This window comes from Streptomyces sp. SID1328 (genome assembly GCF_009865595.1).
GTDB classification, from domain to species: domain Bacteria; phylum Actinomycetota; class Actinomycetes; order Streptomycetales; family Streptomycetaceae; genus Streptomyces; species Streptomyces griseoluteus.
This window is the reverse complement of the sequence record NZ_WWKH01000890.1, coordinates 1-4777: the sequence shown is the minus strand read 5'-3', so window position 1 is coordinate 4777 and position 4777 is coordinate 1. Positions and strand designations below refer to the sequence as shown.

At 71.4% G+C, this 4777-nt stretch carries 4 protein-coding genes; 3 read left to right on the top strand and 1 reads right to left on the bottom strand.

All coding sequences use genetic code 11. From position 1 onward, the window contains the following. A partial coding sequence (locus GT030_RS28685) for a SpoIIE family protein phosphatase (RefSeq protein ID WP_161203576.1) occupies nucleotides 1-1440 on the top strand: 1440 nt, incomplete at its 5' end. Between the two features lie 74 nt (nucleotides 1441-1514). Here GT030_RS28685 and GT030_RS28680 read toward each other — a convergent pair. Next, complete coding sequence (locus tag GT030_RS28680) at nucleotides 1515-3872, bottom strand: transglycosylase domain-containing protein (protein WP_161203575.1); 2358 nt, start codon at nucleotides 3870-3872, stop codon at nucleotides 1515-1517. A 234-nt stretch (nucleotides 3873-4106) separates the two neighbouring features. Between GT030_RS28680 and GT030_RS28675 the strand changes: the two genes are divergently transcribed. Together GT030_RS28675 and GT030_RS28670 are read left to right on the top strand one after the other, a co-directional pair. Beyond that, nucleotides 4107-4631, top strand: coding sequence for a PadR family transcriptional regulator (locus tag GT030_RS28675; protein WP_161203574.1), 525 nt, complete (start codon nucleotides 4107-4109; stop codon nucleotides 4629-4631). Next, nucleotides 4628-4777, top strand: a 150-nt coding sequence (locus GT030_RS28670; protein WP_161203573.1) for an ATP-binding cassette domain-containing protein, incomplete at its 3' end; no start/stop codon positions are given. The genes GT030_RS28675 and GT030_RS28670, both read left to right, overlap by 4 nt.

The following is a 4777-nucleotide window of genomic DNA, read 5'->3' as shown; positions in this document are numbered from 1 at the left end:
CTCTCGGGCCCGGCCGCGCTGACCGCCGAGCTGTGCGAGGTGCGCCCCGGCGGCGCGCTGAACGAGGTGCTGCGCGGGGTGCGCCCGGTGTTCGCGGACACCCCGGCCGCCCGCGCCGCGCTGCCCGAGCTGCTCGGCGAGGACGGCGAGGCACTCGTCCCGTCCGGACAGCGGGCGATCCTCGCGCCGCTGCGCGGACGGCGCCGGGTGATCGGCGCGGCGGTGTTCCTGCGCCGCCCGGACCGGCTGGCCTTCGAGGCGGAGGACCTGCTGGTGGCGGCGCAGCTGGCCACGCACAGCGCGCTCGGCATCGACAAGGCGGTGCTGTACGGCCGCGAGGCGTACATCGCCGACGAGCTGCAGCGCACCATGCTCCCCGAGACGCTCCCCCACCCCACCGGTGTGCGGCTGGCCTCGCGCTATCTGCCCGCGGCGGAGACGGCGCGGGTGGGCGGCGACTGGTACGACGCGATCCCGCTGCCCGGCAGCCGGGTGGCGCTGGTGGTCGGTGACGTGATGGGCCACTCCATGACCTCGGCCGCCATCATGGGCCAGCTCCGCACCACCGCGCAGACCCTGGCCGGTCTCGACCTGCCCCCGCAGGAGGTGCTGCACCACCTGGACGAGCAGGCCCAGCGCCTGGGCACCGACCGCATGGCGACCTGCATGTACGCGGTCTACGACCCCGTCGCGCACCGCATCACCATCGCCAACGCCGGCCATCCGCCGCCGGTGCTGCTGCACCTGGGCGGCGAAGCCGAGGTGCTGCGGGTGCCGCCGGGCGCGCCGATCGGCGTGGGCGGGGTGGACTTCGAGGCGGTCGAGCTGGACGCGCCCGCCGGGGCCACGCTGCTGCTGTACACCGACGGCCTGGTGGAGTCCCGGCTGCGGGACGTGTGGACGGGCATAGAGCAGTTGCGGGAGCGGCTGACCGCGACCGCGCAACTGACCGGGCCGGGCCACCCGCCGCCGCTGGAGGCGCTGTGCGACGAGGTGCTGGACATGCTCGGTCCCGGGGACCGGGACGACGACATCGCCCTGCTCGCGGCCCGCTTCGACGGGATCGCGTCCAGCGATGTGCGGTACTGGTCGCTGGACGCGGAGGACGCGACCCCCGGCAAGGCCCGCCGGCTGGCCCGTACCGCACTGGCCGAGTGGGGTCTTGAGGACCTCACCGACTCCGTCGAGCTGCTGGTCAGCGAGGTGGTCACCAACGCGGTGCGCTACACCACGCGCCCGGTGACCCTGCGGCTGCTGCGCACGGACGTGCTGCGCTGCGAGGTCGGTGACGACGTGCCGCAGCTCCCCCGGCTGTGCCAGGCGCGAGCGACCGACGAGGGAGGCCGGGGCCTGTACCTGGTCAACAAGCTGGCCCGGCGCTGGGGCGCGACCCGGCTGAGCGTCGGCAAGGTCGTCTGGTTCGAGCTGCACGGGGGCTGACTCCCCGCCAGACCCCCGTCCCCTACGACGTGAAGGGCGCCCGGCGTGATCGCCGGGCGCCCTTCACGTGTGCGTCACTGCTGTCGGCCGTTGTCCCGCTGGTCCGGGTCGAACGGGTTGCGCGGGGTGAGGCCCCCGGACGGCGGCTGGGTGGTCGGGGTCTCGCTCGGGCTCTGGCTGGGCGGTTCCGAGGTCGGGGTCTCGCTCGGGGTCTCGCTGGGCGTCTCGGACGGGGCCTTCGAGGTGGGCGGTTCGCTGCTCGGGGTCTGCGACGGCGTCCGGGACGGGGTCTCGCTGGGGGTCGGCGGCGGGGTCGGCGCGACGGCGGCGCCCTGGGTGGTGTCGAGGTCGAACCCGGCCTGCCGGGTCACGCCGAAGGTGTAGGCGGCCCAGATCTGGGCCGGGGGCCCGCCGCCGTTGACGCGGCCGCCGCCCAGGGCGCCCTTGAGCGAGACATGGGCGAACCGTTTGGTCTTCTCGCCCTCGCAGCCGATGACTCCGTCCTTGTGCGCCTCGCCGAACAGGCCGACGGAGGTGACGAGATCGGGGGTGTAACCGGTGAACCAGGCCGAGCGGTCGCAGTCGGAGGTACCGGTCTTGCCCGCCACCTGCTGCCCGGCCCGCAGCGCGTTGCCGGCCACGGACTGCCGGGCGGTGCCGTCGTCGACGACGCCGGTGAGCACGGAGGTCACGGTGTCGGCGGTGGTGCGGTCGAGCACCCTCTCGCCGACCGGGTTCGGCAGCTGGACCGTACGGCCCTGCCGCTCGGCCGACTTGACGATGCTCGGGGTGACCTTGCGGCCGTGGTTGTCGAGCGTGGCGTACATGCCCGCCATCTCCAGCGGGCTCGCGCCCATGGAGCCGAGGGTCTGCGCGGGCACCGCCTGCATGCCCTCGGTGTCCATGCCGAGCCGCTTCGCGGTGTCCATCACCTTGTCCATGCCGACGTCCACGCCCATCTGCGCGAACACGGAGTTGACGGACTTGTTCATGGCCGTCTGGACGCTGATCGGGCCGTAGTCGGCGTCGTCCTCGTTGGGCGGGGCGAAGCCGACGCGGGAGCCGTGGTCGAGGACCTGGCGGCGGCTGGTGCCGTCGTAGACGGTGTTGGCGCCGATCAGGGTGCCGCTCTGGGTGGTGGCGCCGTGCTCCAGGGCGGCCGCGAGGATGACCGGCTTGAAGGTGGAGGCGGGCTGGTAGTCGCGGCGGGCCGCGTTGTCGACCCAGTGGCTGTAGTAGTCCTTGCCGCCGTAGAGGGCGACGATCCGGCCGGTCTTCGGATCGACGGAGACCGCGCCGGCCTGGACGTCGGCGTCGACGGGACGTTGCTTCGGCTCCAGCTTGCCGGTGAGCTGCGTCCTGACCGACTTCTCCAGCGCCGCCTGCTTCTTGCGGTCGACGTTGAGGGTGATGGTCCAGCCCTGGCCCTCGACCTTGGCCTCGGCCTCCGAGCGGGAGATGCCCTCCTGCTTCATGAGCCGGTTCTCCAGCTGGGAGTTGGCGAGCTGGACCAGATAGCCCTTCTGTCCCTCCATGCCGGGGGCGCCCTTGGGCTCCTCGGGCACCGGGAACTTCAGGGCGGCGCGCTTGCCCGCGTCGAGCCAGTGCTCCTTGACCATGTTGTTCAGGACGTAGTTCCAGCGGTCGGTGACCAGCCGCTTGCCGGTCGCCGTGGCGGTGGACCAGTCGTACTGGCTCGGGGCCTGGAGCAGCGCGGCGAGGTAGGCGCCTTGCTGGACCGTGAGGTCCTGGGCGTCGACGTGGTAGTACGCCTGGGCGGCGGCCTGGATGCCGTAGGCGCCGCGGCCGTAGTAGCTGGTGTTGATGTAGCCGGCGAGGATCTCGTCCTTGGACTTCTCGCGCTCCACCTTCAGCGAGATGACCATCTCCTTGAGCTTGCGGGAGACGGTCTGGTCCTGGCTCAGGTAGTAGTTCTTGACGTACTGCTGGGTGATGGTCGAACCGCCCTGCTTGCCGCGTCCCGCGAGGGTGTTGAGCAGGCCGCGGGCGGTGCCCTTCAGGTCGACGCCGGGGTCGGTGTAGAAGGACTTGTTCTCGGCGGCGACGAAGGTGAGCTGGACCTTGCGGGGCACCTTGGAGAGGTCGACTATCTCCCGGTTGACCTTGCCGTCGCGGGCGAGGACCGTGCCGTCGCTGTACTTGTAGACGTTGCTCTGCCGCTGGGCGGCCACGTTGCCCGCGGGCACGTCGACCGACAGGTACAGCGCGGCGAAGCCGGCCATGCACAGCAGGCAGAAGCCGAAGACCGTGCCGACGATTTTTTTCCAGGTGAAGAGCCGGCGTATTCGGCCCTTGGCGGGCTTGCCGCCGGGACCGCCGGAGGGCTCGGAGGCCGGGGCTGCCGAACGGCGTCCGGGTGCCGCGCGGTGGCCGCCGCGCTGTCGCGCTCGTCTCTCGTCCGCTCGTCCCATGGGTCCCTTGGCTCCGCTTCCGTCTCGGGGTCAGCTCCGAAAGCTAACACCCCTCTATGTGACAAAGAGCGCCCGATCCGCTCTTTTACGGACGTGAGAATGAGCACCCACCCCAAAGGAACCGACGGGCAGGAAGGGTTCGAGGTTGCCCGCGGGAACGCCCGAAAAAGTGGAGTTGCCCGTTCCGAACACCCTTATGCATCGAGGGTATACACCGTGTGTAGAGTGCTCGCCATGTCCATCGGTCACACCCTTCTAGGGCTCCTGGAGTCCGGCCCCCGGCACGGCTACGACCTCAAGCGGGCCTTCGACGACACCTTCGGCCACGACCGGCCGCTCGCCTACGGGCAGGTCTACGCGACCATGTCCCGGCTGCTCAGGAACGGCCTCGTGGAGGTCGAGGGCATCGAGGCGGGCGACGGGCCCGACCGGAAACGCTATGCCATCACCGACGCCGGCATCACGGACGTCGAGCGCTGGCTCGCCAGCCCGGAGAAGCCGGAGGACTACCTCCGCTCGACCCTGTACACCAAGGTCGTGCTGGCCCTGCTCACCCACCGCGACGCCGCCGACGTCCTCGACACCCAGCGCTCCGAGCACCTGCGCACCATGCGTGTGCTCACCGACCGCAAGCGCAAGGGCGACCTGGCCGACCAGTTGATCTGCGACCACGCCCTGTTCCATCTGGAGGCCGACCTCAGGTGGCTGGAACTGACCGCGGCACGCCTCGACAGACTTCGCACGGAGGTGGTCGCATGACCCCGCCCGACGGCTCCCTGCTCGTCGCCCGGGACCTGCGCAAGTCCTACGGCCCCACCGCGGCCCTGGACGGCGCCGCCTTCTCGGTCCACCCCGGCGAGGTCGTCGCCGTGATGGGCCCCTCCGGCTCCGGCAAGTCCACGCTG

Coding starts and splice junctions, on each gene's coding strand:
- GT030_RS28680 (WP_161203575.1), bottom strand. CDS start 3,872: ATGGGACGAGCGGACGAGAGACGAGCGCGACAGCGCGGCGGCCACCGC.
- GT030_RS28675 (WP_161203574.1), top strand. CDS start 4,107: ATGTCCATCGGTCACACCCTTCTAGGGCTCCTGGAGTCCGGCCCCCGG.